Here is a 19,545-nt window from a genome sequence, read left to right on the forward strand (position 1 = left end):
TTTTAGCTCTTTGTATGAAGCTGGGCATTTCTCAGAACATATTTACCAATAATGTCGAATTCGAGGTTTACAGTTGTGCCTTCTTTTACCGCCTGCATGTTGGTATGTTCATATGTGTAGGGAATAATCGCCACACTAAAATGATCGATGCCAACATCAAACACAGTGAGACTGATGCCATTTACAGCTACTGAACCTTTTTCAACAAGTAATCCTGCAAATTGTGGAGGGAATTGAAAGGTATACTCCCAACTGCCGTCAAGTTCGGCTAATTTGGAACAAACACCGGTTGTATCTACGTGACCCTGTACCATGTGTCCGTCTAACCGGGCATTCATCAACAGGCAACGTTCAATATTGATGATATGATCATTTTGCCAGCTTCCCAGATTGGTCTTTTCCAGCGTTTCAGCAATTGCTGTAACTCTGTGAGCCCCGTTTTTTACCTCTTCAACGGTAAGGCAAACTCCATTATGGGCAACACTTTGGTCAATCTTCAGTTCCTGCGAAACCGGTGAACTTATCCAAAAGGTTTTATTACTTCCGTTTGTTTCAATGCCGGTAATTGTACCGGTAGCTTCAATAATTCCTGTAAACATGACTGCAAATTAGATGGTTTTTTGTCTATTGCAAGTTTTGAGGACCTGACCGGCACGTAGAAAACATTCAATTATCCAGTAGTTTTGGGATGAAGAAAAACTCAAAGAAAAATTACAATGAATTGCATGAATAAATAAGGATTCCCCTATCTTTGCGCCTCAAAATTCCTTAAAGGAGGTATCAAATTATGCTGATTATCGATTCAAAAGATTGCGAAAACATTGACAAGGCACTGAAAAAGTACAAGAAGAAGTTCGAAAAGAGCAAGGTATTACTTCAGTTGCGTGAGCGCCAGTCTTACACAAAACCATCTGTACGTCGTAGAGGTGATGTGTTAAAAGCAATCTATAAGCAACAGATCGCAAGCGGTAAGATCGAATTATAAGATTCTCTTTTGCCAGAATATAGCTAATAGCCGTAAGGTTTCATAACTTTACGGCTATTCGTATTTATGCCTGTCAATGATTATCCACATATCCTTTCTTTCCTGGAGTATCTCAAATTTGAGAAACGCTATTCTCCCCATACCATCCGTTCTTACCAGGATGATCTGGCATTTTTCTTCGATTTTCTTTCTGCAACATTTGGTGAGGTTCAATTACAAGACATCAAATCTACATTTATACGCAGCTGGCTTGCCAAACAAAAAGAGGAGGGGGCATCGTCAAAAACGCTTAACAGGAGAATTTCTTCTCTACGTTCCTTTTTCAAATATCAATTAAGGCAGGAGCAGATTGTCGTATCGCCAATGACAACGATTGTGACACCCAAACAAAGCAAGCGATTACCTGTTTTTGTTGAGCAGAAAGATACTGAAGTGCTGTTTCAACATGTAGAATTTCCCGATAACTGGGAAGGATTGATGAACAGAATGATCATGGAACTGCTTTATTGTTCAGGTATGCGGTTAAGCGAACTTATTTCTTTGAAGCATACACAGGTTGATACAGCACGAGGCCAGTTGAAAATATTAGGGAAAGGGAATAAGGAGCGGATTGTTCCTTTGTCTGATGAGATGAAAATGCACATAAACGACTATCTCAAACAGAAAAAAGAGCAATTCACAGGTGAGATTGTGTTTGAGTATTTGTTAGTGAATGAAAAAGGGAAAAAACTTTATCCCAAATACGTGCAGGCAGTTGTTAAAAGATACCTGTCGCTTATTACTACCATTGAGAAAAAGAGCCCTCACGTGTTAAGGCACACATTTGCCACACATTTAATGAACAATGGTGCAGAACTGAATGCAGTAAAGGAATTGCTGGGTCATAGCAGTTTAGCTGCAACACAGATCTACACGCATAACACCATTGAAAAGCTTAAGGATATTCATAAGAAAGCCCACCCGAAAGCTTAGTTCTGTACCTACATCGGTTGACATTTATACTACTACAATTTGGCGAGGATTCAGTGTTAAAAAATCCCCTTATTTACTCAAGAAATATTTTGATAAGTCGACCTCCTGATGTAACTTGTTAGCACTGGAAATACCTGTACCCAAAATCAGAAAAACCAGTTCTTTCACATTTATTATTCACTAGCTAAAATTTGGAATGCTATGACCGTTAAGATCCAAACCGTACGTTTTGACGCAGATGCGAAATTAATTGAGTACGTAAAACAGAGAGTAGAGAAACTTTACAACTTTCACGACAGGATCACGAAAGTTGACGTGTTTTTGAAACTCGATAATGTGGTACACAACATCAAAGACAAAGTAGCCGAGATTAAAGTACACGTACCAAAGCAGCACTTATTCGTAAAACAAACATCCAAATCATTTGAGCAGAGTTTTGACGAAGCATTAGATTCACTCATCACCCAACTAAAACGAAAAAAAGAAAAGCAATACGACTTGTAAACACACTTTAAATCCCCCGAAATATCGGGGGATTTTTTTTTGCCCTTGACTTATTGATATTTTCTTTAGAAAAATTTTTACAAAAATTTTTCGATTTCGTGTTTTCCGTTACCTTTGCCTTCCCAAAAAACGGGGTGTAACATTGTGTACATCAAAAAGTTCTTTACAGTATTGACTTTTAGCTGATAATGCAGTAGTTGCTTTTTGCAATGCTGATTGGTTCATTTTTAGTGAAAGTGTATAATTGCCACTTTAGCTCAGTTGGTAGAGCAGCTGATTTGTAATCAGCAGGTCGTTGGTTCGAGTCCGACAAGTGGCTCTTGGTTTTTAAGGGCAGGTTCCAGAGCGGCCAAATGGGGCGGACTGTAAATCCGCTGTCTTTCGACTTCAGAGGTTCGAATCCTCTCCTGCCCACGAATACAATTTGAGAATTATTCAATTTGATAATTGTAGGTGTTCTTTGAGTTTGAAACATGAGAGCGAGGTAATTTTCAAATTATCTCATTTTCAAATTATCAAATTTCCTTGCGGGAGTAGCTCATTTGGTAGAGCGATAGCCTTCCAAGCTATAGGTGGCGAGTTCGAGCCTCGTCTCCCGCTCAGAGAGAAAAGTTCTTTAACCGGTTGATGTGAGAAAATCTCATTGATACTCTGCCAGCCGTTGTAGCTCAGTGGTAGAGCACTTCCTTGGTAGGGAAGAGGTCGTGAGTTCGATTCTCACTAACGGCTCAGATTGTTTAAACACGGCTTTAAACAGGTGAGTAAAGAAAAAACGATGAAGTGTGCGACGCAACAAAAGATCAACAGAGTTTTGTTGCCGACAACATAAAAGAGTTTAACAGTTTTTGTAAACACAATTAAAACAAAATAAGATGTCTAAAGAGACCTTTAAGCGGGAAAAACCCCACGTAAACGTTGGAACTATTGGTCACGTTGATCATGGTAAAACAACTTTGACTGCAGCCATTACAGACATCCTTTCTAAGAAAGGTCTGGCGCAGGCAAAAAAATATGATGAAATTGATGGTGCACCTGAGGAGAAAGAGCGTGGTATCACTATCAATACTGCACACGTAGAATATCAAACAGCTAACCGTCACTACGCACACGTAGATTGTCCGGGTCACGCTGACTACGTAAAGAACATGATCACTGGTGCTGCTCAGATGGATGGTGCTATCCTCGTAGTAGCTGCAACTGATGGTCCTATGCCACAAACAAAAGAACACATTCTTTTGGCACGCCAGGTAGGTGTACCTAAGATCGTTGTGTTTATGAATAAAGTTGACTTGGTAGAAGATGCTGAGTTGTTAGAACTGGTTGAAATGGAAATTCGTGAACTGTTGAGCTCTTATGGCTTTGATGGTGACAATACTCCAATCATCCAAGGTTCTGCTACCGGTGCTTTGGCTGGTGAACCACAATGGGTTGCTAAAGTTGAAGAATTGATGGAAGCTGTAGATACTTTCATTCCTCTTCCTCCACGTCCGGTTGATATGCCATTCCTGATGAGTGTTGAGGACGTATTCTCAATCACTGGTCGTGGTACTGTAGCAACTGGTCGTATTGAGCGTGGTATCGTTAAAGTAGGTGAAGCTGTTGAGATCGTAGGTTTGATGGATGCTCCAATGAGCTCTACTGTAACTGGTGTTGAAATGTTCAAAAAACTTCTTGATCAAGGTCAGGCTGGTGATAACGCAGGTTTACTCCTCCGTGGTATTGAGAAAAAAGATATCCGTCGTGGTATGGTTATCTGTGCTCCAAAATCAATCACTCCTCACACTGAGTTCAAAGGTGAAGTTTACGTATTGAGCAAAGAAGAAGGTGGACGTCACACTCCATTCTTTAATAAATATCGTCCACAGTTCTATTTCAGAACTACAGACGTAACTGGTGAAGTTGAATTACCTGCAGGAACTGAAATGGTTATGCCTGGTGATAATACTAACCTTACTGTAAAACTGATCCAGCCGATTGCGATGGAGAAAGGTTTGAAGTTTGCGATCCGTGAAGGTGGTCGTACAGTAGGTGCCGGTCAGGTAACTGAAATCTTAAAATAAGCTAAGGCAAGGCTTTTAGCTTACGCAAATGTTTTACATTTGCAATACATAAAACTAAAAGCTGTCCACCACTTGGCGGATAGCTTTTAGCTTTCTACGGGCATGGTGCAACGGTAGCATACGGGTCTCCAAAACCTTTGATCTGGGTTCGAATCCTAGTGCCCGTGCTGATTAATCTGAAATTAAATCAGAACGAAACAATGAACAAAGTATCCGCTTATTTCAGAGACTCTTACAGAGAACTCCTCGAAAAAGTAACCTGGCCAACCTGGCAACAGCTTCAGCAATCAACTATGATCGTGCTGATAGCTACGATCATTATTACCGCCATTGTTTGGGTAATGGATCTGGGAATTGCCAGTGGTCTCCAAGCTTTTTATTCATTCTTCAAAAAGTAACATATGTCTGAAACTGCCAATGTGGAAACCAGTAAGTGGTATGTGCTTCGTGTCGTGAGCGGCAAAGAGAAGAAAGTGAAGGAATATCTTGATAAAGAAATTTCACGTAACGGTTGGGATAACATCGTTAAACAGGTATTTCTTCCTGTTGAAAAAGTGTACAAGGTAGCTAATGGTAAGAAAGTAGTACGTGAGCGCAACTTCTATCCCGGTTATGTAATGATTGAAGTTGAAAACGGAAAGATGGGTGATGATATTCGTGAAACGATTGCAAACACCAGCAACGTTATTCACTTCCTTGGTAAAGAAAACCCGATCGCTTTACGTAAAGCAGAAGTAAATAAAATGCTTGGTAAGGTAGATGAAATGGCTGATGCAAGTGGTATGACAATGAGTGAGCCGTTTATTGTGGGTGAAACCATCAAGATCATTGACGGACCTTTCAACGACTTTAACGGGGTGATTGAAGAAGTAAATGATGAGAAGAAGAAACTGAAAGTAGCCGTAAAAGTATTCGGTCGTGCTACACCGGTTGAATTGAATTACATGCAGGTTGAAAAGCTTTCATAAGCTTACTAAAGGATAAAAGAAAGTCCCCATCTCAAATGAGTGGGGACTTTTTATTTCATGTAACATCATCAGCTTATGATTGTGCTTCATCAGTTGTTGAAACTTCAACTACCGGTGCTGCTTCAGCTAAAGGAAGTTCGGCCTGAACGGGAGCAGGTGCCGGAGCTTCAACCGGAGCTGGTGCTGCCTTTGGTTTAGGCGTTGCCTTTTTCTTTGGAGCAGCTTTCTTCGCTACTTTCTTGGGTGCTGCCTTTTTAGGAGCCGGCTTTTTTGCCGCTGGTTTTTTAGCAGCAACTTTTTTCTTGGCTGGAGCTTTTTTAGCAACCTTTTTCTTGGCAGCTTTTTTCACCACTTTTTTGATGGCTTTTTTTGCAGCTTTTTTAACGGCTTTCTTAGCAGCCTTCTTTTTAGGGGCAGCTTTCTTTGCCTTTTTTGCTACTTTTTTCTTTGGAGCAGCTTTCTTCGCTACTTTCTTTTTTGCCACCTTTTTTACTGGTTTCTTGGCAGCCTTGGCAGCTTTCTTTTTTGCTTTTGCCATGTGATTGATTTTTAAAGTTGTTTTTGGAGTTTTTTAGAATTGAATTGAAAAATTAAATCAAATTATGCAGTCAATAAAAAATAAAATCTCTTTTTTTTAAATGAAAACATTAAGCATGTATTTAAAGCAGAACGAAACGCATCAAAACAATCGTTTTTGATTGGTGTTTCGGAAGGCAAAATACTTGCTGAAAACCTTTGCCGGTAAGGAAATGAGCCTTACCTTTGCAATCCCAAAAAGTTCTTTACAGGAATTTATTTGTTTGGGAGTTGTTCACAAAAGTGAGTGACGCTATCACCAAAAAAACTTTTACAATGGCAAAAGAAATCACAGGATTTGTGAAGCTGCAGGTAAAAGGCGGACAGGCAAACCCTGCGCCTCCTGTAGGTCCGGCCCTCGGTTCAAAGGGTCTTAACATCATGGAGTTCTGCAAGCAGTTCAATGCAAGAACTCAAGACAAAATGGGTAAAGTAGTACCTGTTTTGATCACCGTTTACTCCGACAAGTCGTTCGACTTCGTTATTAAAACTGCACCAGCATCTGTTCAATTATTAGAAGCAGCAAAACTTCAAAAAGGTTCTAAAGAACCAAACCGTGCTAAAGTTGGTAAAGTAACATGGGCACAGGTGGAAGAAATTGCTAAAGACAAAATGCCCGACCTCAACTGCTTTACACTGAATAGTGCAATGAGCATGGTTGCAGGTACAGCACGCAGTCTTGGGCTTACTGTTGATGGTAAAGCTCCTTGGGAAAATTAATTATTCACCTCAAATTTTTGAAACATGTCTTTGACTAAGAAAAGAAAAGTAGCAGAAGCCAAGGTGGATAATAACAAAATTTATTCCCTGAAAGAAGCTTCTACACTTGTAAAAGAAATTAACTGTACAAAATTCGATAGCTCTGTTGATGTTCACGTTCGCTTAGGTGTTGATCCTAAGAAAGCTGACCAGGCTATTCGTGGTACTGTAACCTTACCACACGGTACGGGTAAAACAAAAAGAGTTCTCGTTCTCTGTACGCCTGATAAAGAAGCCGATGCAAAAGCTGCTGGTGCTGATTTTGTTGGTTTAGATGAATTTATTGCTAAGATCGAAGGTGGCTGGACTGATGTTGACGTTATCGTTGCAACTCCTGCTGTAATGCCTAAGATCGGTAAGTTAGGTAAAGTGTTAGGTCCTCGTAACCTGATGCCAAACCCGAAAACAGGAACAGTAACAAATGATGTTGCTGCTGCTGTAAATGAAGTAAAAGGTGGTAAAATCGCTTTCAAAGTTGATAAAGCAGGTATCGTTCATGCTTCAGTTGGACGTATCAGTTTTGCTCCTGAGAAAATTGCAGAAAATATCACTGAGTTCTTAAATGCAATTGTAAAGGCAAAACCTTCTACTGCAAAAGGAACTTATCTGAAAAGCATTTACATGGCAAGCACCATGAGCCCTGGTGTTGCTGTTGACACAAAATCATTCATGAACTAATCCTTTCAGGGTTAAAAAACTAAAATCATGACAAAAGAACAAAAGAATGAAGTGATTGAAGTGCTGAAAGGCAAGTTCAGTCAATACAATAACTTCTACATTACAAATACAGAATCTTTGAGTGTAGAGCAGGTTGGCAAATTGCGCCGTGCGTGTTTCGACAAGAATGTTGAAATGAAGGTTGCAAAAAACACCCTCATTAAAAAAGCATTGGAATCAATTGATGCAGAACGTTACACAGGTGTGTTTGATGCATTGAATAATGTAACAGCCCTGTTGTTTTCTGAGAATCCAAAAGAGCCGGCTTTAATTATCAGCTCATTCCGCAAAGCTAGCAATGGTGAAAAACCAGAGTTGAAAGCAGCTTTCATTAACGGTGATGTTTACAGTGGCGATAATCAATTGAAAGCGTTGACTCAGATCAAGACAAAGAACGAGCTTATCGGCGAAGTTATTGGCTTGTTACAGTCTCCTGCTAAACGTGTTATTGCTGCCTTGCTGCATAACGCAGAAACAAAAGGAGAAGCTACTGTTGAAGCAGCTCCTGCAGAGTAATTTGGTGTAAGTGAAAGATCAATGATCTTTCATCAAACATAAAAAGCCCAGGCCTGAGGGTATTAAATTAAAGGCGAATTTTTTTAAACCGCCGTCGGAGCAAACGAAAAGCAGTGAAGACGGTAAAAATTAAAACAAAATGGCAGACATTAAAGTATTAGCTGAATCATTAGTAAGCTTAACAGTTAAAGAAGTTCAGGAATTAGCAGACGTTCTGAAAGCAGAATACGGTATTGAACCAGCTGCTGCTGCAGTTGTAGTTGCTGCAGGTGGTGGCGAAGGTGCTGCTGCTGTAGAAGAAAAAACTGCATTCAATGTAATCCTGAAGAGCGGTGGTGCTTCTAAACTGAACGTAGTTAAGATCGTTAAAGACTTAACTGGTCTTGGTTTGAAAGAAGCGAAAGACTTAGTTGACGGTGCTCCTAAGCCTGTTAAAGAAGGTGTATCTAAAGCAGAAGCTGATGAAATTGCAGCTAAACTGAAAGATGCAGGTGCTGATGTTGAGATAGCTTAATGCATTCTTTATAGAATTTCAGAACCCCGGCTATTATGCCGGGGTTTTTTATGCGCAACGTTTTACAGACGGTGGTTGTCTAGTGGTTATTAGATTTAAATTGCATTCGTAAGTAAAAATCTGTTAGTTGAAAAAGCACTTATCATTTATCGTTAGTAAATATCTCGCTGTTGTTATTCTATTCATAACAAGTGCAGGCAATGTACAGGCACAGTGCACTACACTTGGTCAAACGCCTGCAACTGCATTTCCTGTTTGTGGAACCAGTGTTTTTTCACAGGCAAACGTTCCCAGTTGTGTAAACAGGCAAATTATTGTACCGGGTTGCGGCACAGAAAATACTTATTACGATGTAAATCCTTTTTGGTACAGGTTTACCTGTTTTACTTCAGGCACATTAGGTTTCTTGATTGATCCAATTAGTGCCAATGATGATTACGATTGGCAGATATGGGATATCACTGGAATTGATCCATCAACAGTTTACAACAATACATCAGCAGCAATTGCAGCTAACTGGTCGGGGTTAAAAGGACAAACAGGAACGAATTCAGGTGCGGCAAAGTTGTTTGAATGTGGATCGTATGGTAATAATAATCCCCCTAAGTTCAGCAAATTGCCAAACCTTGTTGCAGGTCATACCTACATTTTGATGATCAGCAATTTTTCTAATTCTCAACAAGGCTATAAATTATCATTTGGTGGAGGCACCGCAGTTATTACAGATCCGAAAGCGCCATTGATGCAGGAAGTAAGAACGAATTGTGGAGGTGATGAATTACGATTGAAGTTGAATAAGAAAATGAAGTGTTCAAGTATTGCAGCTAATGGCAGCGACGTTCTTGCATTTCCCGGAAATATTACGGCAACCAATATGCGGCCGATTGGTTGTAACAGCAGTTTCGAAACTGATTCTGTTGTGATCACATTATCACAACCATTGCCTCCCGGCAATTATTCATTGCAATTAAAAAACGGTACTGATGGAAATACGATTCTTGATTTGTGCGACCGGGCTATTCCAACTACAGATGCAGTAACCTTCACGGTGCTTCCGCTACAGCCAACTCCATTCGATAGCATCGTGCCATTAACCTGTTCACCCAACAGTGTTCGATTTGTTTTTAAGAAATTGATCCGTTGTAATTCAATTGAACCTTCAGGATCTGATTTCGCAATTAACGGTACATATCCGGTAGCAATTACGAATGCAAGAGGCAACTGTAATGCTAATGGTTTAACATCCGATATCATTGTTACGTTCTCTCAACCTTTACAACAGGAAGGTACATTCACCATCAATTTAAAACAAGGTCTTGATGGCAATACCATTCTTGATGAATGTAATCAGCAAACGCCTCCGTCGCAATTGGTATTTACAGTAAAGGATACTGTGAATGCAGACTTCACATACAACATCAGCTATGGTTGTACAGCAGATACCGTTAATTATATTCATCCGGGAGGTAATGGAATCAATAGTTGGTTATGGAACTTTGGAACGAACGGAACAGGTACAGATCAATCAGAAGAAGTGATCTACAATTCATTTGGTAATAAAACCACAACACTCATTGTATCGAATGGCTTTTGTTCAGATACATCAACCAATAATATTCGTTTAAATAATTTCCTGAAAGCTGATTTTATCGTCAATCCATTTCTTTGCCCTGATAGTTTATTATATGTTGATCCTACGCCAACAACAGAACGACCTTTGACTTTCTTATGGGAATTTGGCGATGGCGCTACAAGCAACGATTCAATTCCGGCCCCACATTTATATGCATCATCATCAAATGAAACAAAGTACACAGTAGCATATACTGTAACAAATGATTTGGGATGTACTGATAGAATTGAAAAGACAGTAACGCAATTGAGCACCTGTCGTATTGATGTGCCAACCGCATTTACACCTAATGGGGATGGGTTGAACGATTTCTTTGGTCCTTTGAATGCTTTGGTTGCAGAAAACTTTCTCTTCAGAATTTATAACCGTTGGGGTGGACTGGTATACGAATCAAAAGACTGGACAAAACCATGGGATGGAACAATTAAGGGGGCACAGCAACCCGCTGCCAATTATGTATGGACATTGAGCTATCGTGACCTCGTTACAGGTAGAGATGTAAACAGAAAAGGAAGTTTTGTGTTGATTAGGTAGTTACTGTATGGATAAACCCATGATAAAGCCTACTTAAAGCCACTTAAAAGCGCTCAACCTGCCGGTTAACCCAGTGTTGTCAGCTACCAACTCTAATCTATTTCTGCCAACTTTTCCCAATCCTGACAAAACGGGGACAAAAGCCGGCAATCAAATTTTGTTCCAACACACAATATCACTAACTTTGCCTCCCTAAATTTAGGCTGAATAGCAAGTTGGCGCCCAATTACAGTCATAAATAACTGAAAATCAATTTACTTGTCTTTGCATAAAGACGGTGAGCTATTCGTGTGCACAAACTTAAAAACCGGTAAGAACATATGTCTTCATCAAGAGTTGCAGCAAACAAGAGAATTAATTTCGGAAAAGTAAAACACCTTGCAGAAATTCCAGACCTGTTAGGTATCCAGATTCAATCTTTTAAAGAGTACTTCCAGTTAGAAACTACTCCTGACAAACGTAACATTGAAGGGTTATTCCGTGTATTCAAGGAAAACTTTCCTATCACTGATACACGTAACATTTTCGTTCTGGAGTTCCTTGATTACTTTATTGATCCACCCCGTTACTCTATCGACGAGTGTATGGAGCGTGGATTAACATATGCGGTTCCCCTCAAAGCCAAACTCCGTTTGAGCTGTAATGATGAGGAACACGTAGATTTCCAAACCATCGTTCAGGATGTGTTCTTAGGAAACATTCCTTACATGACTCCCCGTGGTACATTCGTGATCAACGGTGCTGAGCGTGTAGTGGTATCTCAGTTACACCGTTCACCTGGTGTATTCTTCGGTCAATCAATTCACCCCAACGGAACCAAGATTTACTCTGCAAGGGTAATTCCTTTCAAAGGTGCGTGGATGGAATTTGCAACAGACATCAACAATGTGATGTATGCTTACATCGACCGTAAGAAAAAATTCCCTGTAACAACACTCTTACGTTCTATCGGCTTCGAAACAGATAAGGATATCCTTGAACTGTTTGGTATGGCCGATGAAGTAAAAGCAGATAAGAAAGCGTTGGAGAAATACGAAGGCAAGCGTTTAGCTGCACGTGTACTCCGTAGCTGGGTTGAAGATTTCGTAGATGAAGATACCGGTGAAGTTGTGAGCATTGAGCGTAACGAAGTGGTATTAGAGCGTGATTCAATTCTTGATGCTGAAGCAATCGAAATGATCAGCGAAATGGAAGTGAAGAGTGTATTCGTTCAGAAAGAAGAAGTGAGTGGTGACTTCGCTATCATTTACAACACATTAAATAAAGATACTTCTAACAGTGAGTTGGAAGCGGTACAGCACATCTATCGCCAATTGCGTGGTGCTGATGCTCCTGATAACGAAACTGCACGTGGTATTATTGATAAATTATTCTTCAGCGATAAGCGTTATGATCTCGGTGAAGTTGGTCGTTACAAGATCAACCGCAAACTTGGATTAAACTTCCCGATTGAGAAGAAGGTATTAACGAAAGATGACATCATTGCCATCATCAAATACCTGGTGAAGTTAACAAACGCAAAAGCTGAGATCGATGATATCGATCACCTCAGTAACCGTCGTGTACGTACAGTGGGCGAGCAGTTATATGCTCAGTTCGGTGTAGGTCTTGCACGTATGGCCCGTACAATTCGTGAAAGAATGAACGTACGTGATAACGAGGTGTTTACTCCTGTTGATCTGATCAACGCAAGAACACTTTCTTCTGTGATCAATTCATTCTTTGGAACATCACAGTTATCTCAGTTCTTAGATCAAACAAACCCGCTGAGTGAGATCACGCACAAGCGTCGTATCTCCGCACTCGGACCCGGTGGTTTGAGTCGTGAAAGAGCTGGTTTCGAGGTACGTGACGTACACTACTCACACTATGGTCGTCTTTGTACAATTGAAACTCCTGAAGGTCCAAACATTGGTTTGATCTCTACTCTTTGCGTTCACGCAACTGTAAATGATATGGGCTTTATTGAAACGCCTTATCGTAAAGTAGAAAATGGTAAAGCTGATGTAAAACATCTTACTTACCTGAGTGCAGAAGAAGAGGATACAGCGAAGATCGCACAGGTAAATATCGCTATTGACGATAAAGGAAACATTACTGAAGATAAAGTCCGCTCACGTGAAAGTGGCGACTTCCCGATTCTTGAAAGAGCAGAGGTGGAATACATGGACGTTGCGCCAAACCAGATCGTTGGTTTAAGTGCGTCGCTGATTCCGTTCCTTGAGCATGATGATGCCAACCGTGCATTGATGGGATCGAACATGCAACGTCAGGCGGTTCCGCTTGTACGTCCGCAGGCTCCGATCGTAGGTACTGGTTTGGAAGCAATGGCAGCTCGTGACAGCCGTATTCAGTTGAATGCTGAAGGAAAGGGTGTTGTTGAGTATGTTGATGCGAATGAAATTCATGTTCGTTACGATAGAAATGAAGAACAACGTTTGGTAAGTTTTGAAGAAGATCTGAAGATCTACAAACTCACCAAGTTCATCAAAACAAACCAAAGCACTTGTATTAACCTGAAGCCTGCTGTTAAGAAAGGTCAGGCAGTAAAAGAAGGTGACTTCCTTACTGAAGGTTATGCAGTGAAAGATGGTGAGTTGGCATTGGGCCGTAACCTGAAAGTGGCATTCATGCCTTGGAAAGGTTACAACTTTGAGGATGCTATCGTGATCAACGAGAAAGTGGTGAAAGAAGATCTTTTCACTTCTGTACACGTTGAAGAGTACGAACTTGAAGTGCGTGATACAAAATTGGGTGAAGAAGAATTAACGCCGGATATTCCAAACGTAAGTGAGGAAGCAACAAAAGACCTGGATCAAAACGGTATCATCCGTATTGGTGCAGCAATTAAAGAAGGCGATATCCTCATTGGTAAAATCACTCCTAAAGGTGAAAGCGATCCAACTCCTGAAGAGAAGTTGTTACGTGCCATCTTTGGTGATAAAGCCGGTGATGCAAAAGATGCTTCATTGAAAGCTCCAAGTGGAACTGAAGGTGTTGTTATCGATAAAAAACTTTTCCAGCGTGCTAAGAAAGATAAGAATGGTAAGATCCGTGAGAAAGCATTGTTAGAAAAAGTTGAGAAGATACACGAAAAGAATACAGCTGATCTGTTGGATGTATTGCTCAGCAAATTATTATCACTGCTGCAAACAAAAACTTCAGCAGGTGTTAATAACAACTTCGGTGAATCATTGATTGGTAAAGGTGCTAAGTTCAATCAGAAAAATCTTGCAACAATTGACTATGCTAACGTTAACCCGTTAGGCTGGACAGGTGATGCAACAACTGATGAGTGGATCAACCAATTGTTACATAACTACAACATCAAGTATAACGAAGAACTCGGCCGTTACAAGCGTGAGAAATTCAACATCTCTATTGGTGATGAATTACCGGCTGGTGTATTGAAACTTGCGAAGGTTTATTTAGCTGTGAAGCGTAAACTGAAAGTGGGTGATAAAATGGCGGGTCGTCATGGTAACAAGGGTATCGTTGCCAAGATCGTTCGCCAGGAAGATATGCCGTTCCTCGAAGACGGAACTCCTGTTGATATTGTATTGAACCCATTGGGTGTACCTAGTCGTATGAACCTTGGACAGATCTATGAAACTGTTCTTGGCTGGGCTGGTGAAAAACTCGGTGTGAAGTTCGCAACACCAATTTTCGATGGTGCTACAGTAGAAGAAATTGCAGGACATATTGCTGAAGCAGGTTTACCATTGTTTGGTCATACATTCCTTTATGATGGTGAAACAGGTGAGCGCTTCCACCAGAAGGCTACAGTTGGTATCATTTACATGATCAAACTGCACCACATGGTTGATGATAAGATGCACGCCCGTTCGATCGGACCATACAGCTTAATTACACAACAGCCGTTGGGTGGTAAAGCACAGTTCGGTGGTCAGCGTTTCGGTGAAATGGAGGTGTGGGCATTGGAAGCATACGGTGCATCCAACATCCTGCAGGAATTACTTACACTCAAATCAGATGACATCATGGGTCGTGCAAAAACCTATGAAGCCATTGTAAAAGGTGATAACATTCCTCGCCCTGGTATTCCTGAATCATTCAACGTATTGGTTCATGAATTAAGAGGCTTGGGCTTAGACCTTAAGTTTGAAGAATAATTCTGTTACCGGTTGCCAGTAAAATGGTTACCGGTTTCCTGTTTAACCGGTGAACAATTGAAGTACAATAGCCGGGATGTAGCAAATCGTACTTCGTAAATCTAAAATCGAAAATTAAAATATGGCATTCAGAAAAGACAACCGTCAGAGGCCTACGTTTTCAAAGATCACCATTGGTCTGGCTTCTCCCGATACAATCCTGGAGCGTAGCTTTGGTGAAGTATTAAAGCCGGAAACAATTAACTATCGTACTTATAAACCTGAACGTGATGGTTTGTTTTGCGAAAGAATTTTCGGACCAGTAAAAGATTTCGAATGTGCCTGCGGTAAGTACAAGCGTATCCGTTACAAGGGTATTGTGTGCGACCGTTGTGGTGTTGAAGTAACAGAAAAGAAAGTGCGTCGTGAGCGTATGGGTCACATCAAATTGGTGGTGCCTGTTGTACACATCTGGTATTTCAAATCATTACCTAATAAAATTGGTTACCTGTTAGGTGTTAGCTCTAAGAAATTAGAGACAATTGTTTACTACGAGCGCTATGTGGTTATTCAACCCGGCGTAAAAGAAAATATGGCGATGGGCGATCTTCTTACTGAAGAAGAGTACCTCGATCTGTTAGATACATTGCCAAAAGATAACCAGTACCTTCCTGATGAAGATCCTCAGAAATTCATTGCAAAGATGGGTGCTGAAGCAGTGCATGATATGTTGCAGCGTATTGATCTCGATCAATTAAGCTACGACTTACGTAATGCAGCTGCAACTGAAACTTCACAACAACGTAAAGCAGATGCGTTAAAGCGTTTGAGCGTTGTAGAAGCTTTCCGTGATGCAAACCTCCGCATTACAAACCGTCCTGAATGGATGGTTATGCAATACATTCCTGTTATTCCACCGGAACTGCGTCCGCTTGTTCCTTTGGATGGTGGTCGTTTTGCATCATCTGATCTGAATGATCTCTATCGTCGTGTAATTATCCGTAACAATCGTTTGAAAAGATTATTGGAGATCAAAGCTCCAGAAGTAATCCTTCGTAACGAAAAACGTATGTTACAGGAAGCGATCGATTCATTATTCGATAACTCAAGAAAATCAAATGCAGTGAAAGCCGAAGGCGGTCGTGCATTGAAATCATTGAGTGATGTATTGAAAGGTAAACAAGGTCGTTTCCGTCAGAACTTGCTTGGTAAACGTGTTGACTATTCTGGTCGTTCGGTTATCGTGGTAGGTCCTGAAATGAAATTGCACGAATGTGGTTTGCCAAAAGACATGGCTGCTGAATTGTTTAAACCATTCATCATCCGTAAACTGATTGAAAGAGGTATCGTTAAAACAGTGAAGTCTGCACGTAAACTCGTGGATAAGAAAGAAGCCATTGTTTGGGATATTCTTGAAAATATATTGAAAGGTCACCCGATCATGTTGAACCGTGCCCCCACGCTTCACCGTTTGTCAATCCAGGCCTTCCAACCTAAATTGATTGAAGGTAAAGCCATTCAACTTCACCCGCTCGTGTGTTCTGCGTTCAACGCCGATTTCGATGGTGATCAGATGGCGGTACACGTTCCGTTGAGCAATGCTGCTGTATTGGAAGCTCAGTTATTGATGCTTGCATCACACAACATTCTTAACCCGCAGAACGGTCAACCAATTACCCTTCCTTCTCAGGACATGGTACTCGGTTTGTACTATATCTCTAAAGGAAAGAAAACAACGGATACTGAAATTGTAAAAGGTCAGGGTAAAGCATTCTATTCTGCAGAAGAAGTGATCATTGCTTACAATGAAAAGCAGGTTGATCTTCATGCTTGGATCAGAGTAAGAGCAAATGTTCGTGATGCAGAAACAGGACAGTTAACATACAAGTTGATTGAAACAACTGTAGGTCGTGTGATCTTTAACCAGTTTGTACCGAAAGAAGTTGGTTTCGTAAATGCATTATTAACGAAGAAAAACCTTCGTGAAATCATTGGCGATATTATTGAAATTACCAACGTTCCGAAAACGGCTAAGTTCCTTGATGATATCAAGACACTTGGTTTCCGTACAGCCTTCCAGGGTGGTTTGTCGTTCAACATCAACGATCTGATCATTCCTGAAGTGAAAGAACAATTGGTTGAAAATGCACAAGGTGAAGTAAACGAAGTTTGGGATAGCTATAACATGGGTCTTATCACCAACAACGAACGTTACAACCAGATCATTGATATCTGGAGCCGTGTTGATACACGTGTAACAGAAACGTTGATCCGTGAAATGGCTGCTGATAAGCAAGGTTTCAACTCTGTGTACATGATGCTTGATTCAGGTGCCCGTGGTAGTAAGCAACAGGTAAAACAGTTGGCTGGTATCAGGGGTCTGATGGCCAAGCCTCGTAAGAGTGGTTCTACAGGAAGCGAGATCATCGAGAATCCTGTATTGAGCAATTTTAAAGATGGCTTGAGTGTATTGGATTACTTTATCTCTACGCACGGTGCCCGTAAAGGTCTTGCCGATACTGCCTTGAAAACAGCGGATGCGGGTTACTTAACCCGTCGTTTGGTTGACGTTGCGCAGGATGTTGTTATTAAGGATGAAGATTGCGGAACATTACGTGGTATTGCAACAAGTGCATTAAAAGATAACGAAGATATTATTGAACCATTGAGCGATCGTATTGAAGGACGTACATCATTACATGATGTGTATGATCCGATTTCCGACGAACTCATTGTTGCAGCAGGTCAGGAAATTTCTCCTGCTATTGCTAAGAAGATTGAAGACAGAGGTATTGAAACAGTTGATATCCGTTCAGTACTTACCTGCGAAAGCAAACGTGGTGTGTGTGTGAAGTGTTATGGTAAAAACCTGGCTACAGGTGTGGTTGCACAAAAAGGTGATGCTGTAGGTATCATCGCTGCGCAATCGATTGGTGAGCCTGGTACACAGCTTACACTGCGTACCTTCCACGTGGGTGGTGTTGCGGGTTCTGCATCAGTAGAATCAACATTGCCGGCTAAGTTTGACGGAACAATCCAGTTCGATGGTTTACGTACTGTAACAACTACTAATAATGAAGGTGAGAAAGTACAGTTAGTAATCGGTCGTACTGGTGAGGTGCGTATCATGGATGTGAAGAATGATCGTTTATTGATCACCAACAACGTTCCTTACGGTTCAACATTGGCGGTTAAAGATGGTCAGCAAGTGAAGAAAGGTGATGTGCTTTGTACATGGGATCCGTTCAACAACGTGGTAGTTGCTGAAATTGCCGGTACAATTAAGTTTGAAAACATTCTTGATGGTATCACATTCCGTGAAGAGGCTGATGAACAAACTGGTCACCGTGAGAAAGTGGTTATCGAAACAAAAGATAAAACCAAGATTCCTGCATTGCTGGTTGAAGGCAAAGAGATCAAATCTTATAACTTGCCTGTTGGTTCACACATCGTGATCGAAGAAGGTGAAGAAGTAATTGCCGGTCAGGTGTTGGTGAAAATCCCACGTGTACTTGGTAAGCTTCGTGATATCACCGGTGGTCTTCCACGTGTAACTGAATTGTTTGAAGCACGTAACCCTGGTAACCCTGCTATCGTTTCTGAAATTGATGGCGTGGTAACCTTCGGAAACATCAAGCGTGGTAACCGTGAGATCATTGTAACAAGTAAGGATGATGTTGTGAAGAAGTACTTAGTGCCTCTTACACGCCAGATCCTTGCACAGGAAGGTGATTTCATTAAAGCCGGTGTTCCGTTAAGTGATGGACAAATTGCTCCTGCAGATATCCTCACCATCAAAGGTCCGTTTGCAGTACAGGAGTATGTTGTGAATGAGATCCAGGAAGTATATCGTTTACAAGGTGTAAGAATTAACGATAAGCATATTGAAACCATCGTTCGTCAAATGATGAAGAAAGTGGAGATCATTGATGCAGGTGATACGAAGTTCCTTGAAGAGGACCTGGTTGATCGCTTTGAATTCAATGAAGAAAACGATCGCATCTTCGATAAGAAAGTGGTTACTGAACCTGGCGACAGTCATAAGTTCCGTCCGGGTCAGATCGTTACACTCCGTGAGTTCCGTGAAGAGAACAGCGTACTCCGCCGTGCTGATAAGAAGCTGGTGGAAGTAAGAGATGCACATCCTGCAACAGCACAACCGGTATTGCTTGGTATTACCAAAGCATCATTGGGTGTACAAAGCTGGATATCTGCTGCATCGTTCCAGGAAACAACGAAAGTGTTGAGTACTGCTGCAATTGAAGGAAAAACTGATGATTTATTAGGCTTGAAAGAGAACGTAATCACAGGTCACCCGATCCCTGCAGGTACAGGCTTACGTGAATTCGAAAACATGATTGTAGGTAGCAAAGAAGAATATGAATTGCTCCTTACAACCAAAGAAGCTATGAGCTTCGACGAAGAAGAATAAGCATTAGCTGAATGATAAAAGCAAAGTCTCTCCGCCCCGGCGGAGAGACTTTTTTGTTGATGTCTGTTCTTATGCAAGGTGACTGGGCATCATGTTAAGTACAAAGTAAGAAGTACGAGGTGAGAAAGGAAAATATGAGGTAAGAAGTACTGCAAGGACACTGTTATTAATTGAGTGGTTTACTTGGATTTTGTTTTTTGGATTTTCTTGTTCTTTTAGCCTTCGCTTGTTAACGCTTTCTTAAAAAGCATTTCGTTTTTTTA

At 40.9% G+C, this 19,545-nt stretch carries 15 protein-coding genes and 5 tRNA genes; 18 read left to right on the forward strand and 2 right to left on the reverse strand.

What is annotated here, in order from left to right:
* Window positions 1-2: 2 nt before the first annotated feature.
* The gene (locus VK159_RS05505; protein ID WP_324229139.1) at window positions 3-599 is read right to left on the reverse strand and encodes a riboflavin synthase; all 597 of its coding nucleotides are present in this window, start codon (window positions 597-599) and stop codon (window positions 3-5) included.
* Between the two features lie 188 nt (window positions 600-787).
* Here VK159_RS05505 and rpsU point away from each other — a divergent pair, with 188 nt between their 5' ends.
* From rpsU to nusG, 11 genes are all read left to right on the forward strand, one after another.
* Window positions 788-985 carry a 30S ribosomal protein S21 gene (rpsU, locus tag VK159_RS05510; RefSeq protein WP_182805210.1) on the forward strand — a complete coding sequence of 66 codons (198 nt, stop codon included), beginning with the start codon at window positions 788-790 and terminating at the stop codon, window positions 983-985.
* 66 nt (window positions 986-1,051) lie between these two features.
* Window positions 1,052-1,957, forward strand: a complete 906-nt coding sequence (locus VK159_RS05515; protein WP_324229140.1) for a tyrosine-type recombinase/integrase — start codon at window positions 1,052-1,054, stop codon at window positions 1,955-1,957.
* A gap of 201 nt (window positions 1,958-2,158) precedes the next feature.
* Window positions 2,159-2,461 carry an HPF/RaiA family ribosome-associated protein gene (locus VK159_RS05520; protein ID WP_324229141.1) on the forward strand — a complete coding sequence of 101 codons (303 nt, stop codon included), beginning with the start codon at window positions 2,159-2,161 and terminating at the stop codon, window positions 2,459-2,461.
* A 246-nt stretch (window positions 2,462-2,707) separates the two neighbouring features.
* Window positions 2,708-2,780 (forward strand) — tRNA-Thr (locus tag VK159_RS05525).
* 12 nt (window positions 2,781-2,792) lie between these two features.
* Window positions 2,793-2,875, forward strand: a tRNA-Tyr gene (locus tag VK159_RS05530).
* 113 nt (window positions 2,876-2,988) lie between these two features.
* A tRNA-Gly gene (locus tag VK159_RS05535) sits at window positions 2,989-3,061 on the forward strand.
* A 57-nt stretch (window positions 3,062-3,118) separates the two neighbouring features.
* Window positions 3,119-3,190 (forward strand) — tRNA-Thr (locus VK159_RS05540).
* 143 nt (window positions 3,191-3,333) lie between these two features.
* Window positions 3,334-4,521 (forward strand): elongation factor Tu, encoded by a 1,188-nt coding sequence (gene tuf / locus VK159_RS05545; protein WP_324229142.1) that lies wholly within the window; start codon window positions 3,334-3,336, stop codon window positions 4,519-4,521.
* Window positions 4,522-4,617: 96 nt separating this feature from the next.
* A tRNA-Trp gene (locus VK159_RS05550) sits at window positions 4,618-4,688 on the forward strand.
* A gap of 33 nt (window positions 4,689-4,721) precedes the next feature.
* Window positions 4,722-4,919 carry a preprotein translocase subunit SecE gene (gene secE / locus VK159_RS05555; protein ID WP_324229143.1) on the forward strand — a complete coding sequence of 66 codons (198 nt, stop codon included), beginning with the start codon at window positions 4,722-4,724 and terminating at the stop codon, window positions 4,917-4,919.
* 3 nt (window positions 4,920-4,922) lie between these two features.
* Window positions 4,923-5,489, forward strand: coding sequence for a transcription termination/antitermination protein NusG (gene nusG, locus VK159_RS05560; RefSeq protein ID WP_182805220.1), 567 nt, complete (start codon window positions 4,923-4,925; stop codon window positions 5,487-5,489).
* A gap of 73 nt (window positions 5,490-5,562) precedes the next feature.
* Here the strand turns inward: nusG and VK159_RS05565 are convergent, their stop codons facing one another.
* Entirely contained in the window at window positions 5,563-6,027 is a 465-nt protein-coding gene (locus VK159_RS05565) for a hypothetical protein (protein WP_324229144.1), read from the reverse strand.
* A 314-nt stretch (window positions 6,028-6,341) separates the two neighbouring features.
* On the opposite strand from VK159_RS05565, the gene rplK reads away from it, so the two are divergent.
* The 7 genes from rplK to rpoC all read left to right on the forward strand — a co-directional run bounded on the left by rplK (window position 6,342) and on the right by rpoC (window position 19,282).
* Window positions 6,342-6,785, forward strand: coding sequence for a 50S ribosomal protein L11 (gene rplK / locus VK159_RS05570; protein WP_182805224.1), 444 nt, complete (start codon window positions 6,342-6,344; stop codon window positions 6,783-6,785).
* Between the two features lie 30 nt (window positions 6,786-6,815).
* A complete protein-coding gene (gene rplA, locus VK159_RS05575) occupies window positions 6,816-7,502 on the forward strand; it encodes a 50S ribosomal protein L1 (RefSeq protein ID WP_340438913.1) in 687 nt (228 codons plus the stop codon).
* Between the two features lie 27 nt (window positions 7,503-7,529).
* Window positions 7,530-8,057 (forward strand): 50S ribosomal protein L10, encoded by a 528-nt coding sequence (gene rplJ, locus VK159_RS05580; protein ID WP_324229146.1) that lies wholly within the window; start codon window positions 7,530-7,532, stop codon window positions 8,055-8,057.
* 139 nt (window positions 8,058-8,196) lie between these two features.
* A complete protein-coding gene (gene rplL / locus VK159_RS05585; protein ID WP_324229147.1) occupies window positions 8,197-8,571 on the forward strand; it encodes a 50S ribosomal protein L7/L12 in 375 nt (124 codons plus the stop codon).
* A 127-nt stretch (window positions 8,572-8,698) separates the two neighbouring features.
* A complete protein-coding gene (locus tag VK159_RS05590) occupies window positions 8,699-10,738 on the forward strand; it encodes a gliding motility-associated C-terminal domain-containing protein (RefSeq protein WP_324229148.1) in 2,040 nt (679 codons plus the stop codon).
* A gap of 320 nt (window positions 10,739-11,058) precedes the next feature.
* Window positions 11,059-14,871 (forward strand): DNA-directed RNA polymerase subunit beta, encoded by a 3,813-nt coding sequence (gene rpoB / locus VK159_RS05595; protein ID WP_324229149.1) that lies wholly within the window; start codon window positions 11,059-11,061, stop codon window positions 14,869-14,871.
* Between the two features lie 121 nt (window positions 14,872-14,992).
* Window positions 14,993-19,282 carry a DNA-directed RNA polymerase subunit beta' gene (gene rpoC, locus VK159_RS05600; RefSeq protein ID WP_324229150.1) on the forward strand — a complete coding sequence of 1,430 codons (4,290 nt, stop codon included), beginning with the start codon at window positions 14,993-14,995 and terminating at the stop codon, window positions 19,280-19,282.
* Window positions 19,283-19,545 lie beyond the last annotated feature (263 nt).

Source organism: Lacibacter sp. (assembly GCF_035299325.1).
Lineage (GTDB): Bacteria > Bacteroidota > Bacteroidia > Chitinophagales > Chitinophagaceae > Lacibacter.

Bases quoted from the DNA above. Each gene is read 5' to 3' on its own strand.
- VK159_RS05520 (WP_324229141.1), top strand. From the start codon at position 2,159: ATGACCGTTAAGATCCAAACCGTACGTTTTGACGCAGATGCGAAATTA.
- rpoC (WP_324229150.1), top strand. From the start codon at position 14,993: ATGGCATTCAGAAAAGACAACCGTCAGAGGCCTACGTTTTCAAAGATC.
- rplJ (WP_324229146.1), top strand. From the start codon at position 7,530: ATGACAAAAGAACAAAAGAATGAAGTGATTGAAGTGCTGAAAGGCAAG.
- tuf (WP_324229142.1), top strand. From the start codon at position 3,334: ATGTCTAAAGAGACCTTTAAGCGGGAAAAACCCCACGTAAACGTTGGA.
- VK159_RS05565 (WP_324229144.1), bottom strand. From the start codon at position 6,027: ATGGCAAAAGCAAAAAAGAAAGCTGCCAAGGCTGCCAAGAAACCAGTA.
- rpsU (WP_182805210.1), top strand. From the start codon at position 788: ATGCTGATTATCGATTCAAAAGATTGCGAAAACATTGACAAGGCACTG.
- secE (WP_324229143.1), top strand. From the start codon at position 4,722: ATGAACAAAGTATCCGCTTATTTCAGAGACTCTTACAGAGAACTCCTC.
- VK159_RS05515 (WP_324229140.1), top strand. From the start codon at position 1,052: ATGCCTGTCAATGATTATCCACATATCCTTTCTTTCCTGGAGTATCTC.
- rplL (WP_324229147.1), top strand. From the start codon at position 8,197: ATGGCAGACATTAAAGTATTAGCTGAATCATTAGTAAGCTTAACAGTT.
- VK159_RS05505 (WP_324229139.1), bottom strand. From the start codon at position 599: ATGTTTACAGGAATTATTGAAGCTACCGGTACAATTACCGGCATTGAA.
- nusG (WP_182805220.1), top strand. From the start codon at position 4,923: ATGTCTGAAACTGCCAATGTGGAAACCAGTAAGTGGTATGTGCTTCGT.
- rpoB (WP_324229149.1), top strand. From the start codon at position 11,059: ATGTCTTCATCAAGAGTTGCAGCAAACAAGAGAATTAATTTCGGAAAA.
- rplK (WP_182805224.1), top strand. From the start codon at position 6,342: ATGGCAAAAGAAATCACAGGATTTGTGAAGCTGCAGGTAAAAGGCGGA.